General features: G+C 40.5%; 1 protein-coding gene. It reads left to right on the top strand.

What is annotated here, in order from left to right; all coding sequences use genetic code 11:
• On the top strand, positions 1–232 hold a 232-nt coding region (locus tag F1003_RS16485; protein ID WP_438695872.1), incomplete at both ends, for a lipase-like domain-containing protein.

Below are 232 nucleotides of genomic sequence, written 5' to 3'. Positions count from 1 at the left end.
GAATGGCGTAAAAATGATGGTGTCGTACCAGTGATTTCGTCATTACATCCGTCCAATCAACCATTTGTTAATGTTACGAATGATGAACCTGCCACACGCAGAGGTATCTGGCAAGTTAAACCAATCATACAAGGATGGGATCATGTCGATTTTATCGGTGTGGACTTCCTGGATTTCAAACGTAAAGGTGCAGAACTTGCCAACTTCTATACAGGTATTATAAATGACTTGT

It is taken from the genome of Winogradskyella ouciana, from assembly GCF_009709615.1.
In the GTDB taxonomy this organism is placed as follows: Bacteria; Bacteroidota; Bacteroidia; order Flavobacteriales; family Flavobacteriaceae; genus Winogradskyella; species Winogradskyella ouciana.
The sequence above is the reverse complement of the archived record's forward strand: the minus strand, read 5'-3'. Positions and strand labels throughout refer to the sequence as shown.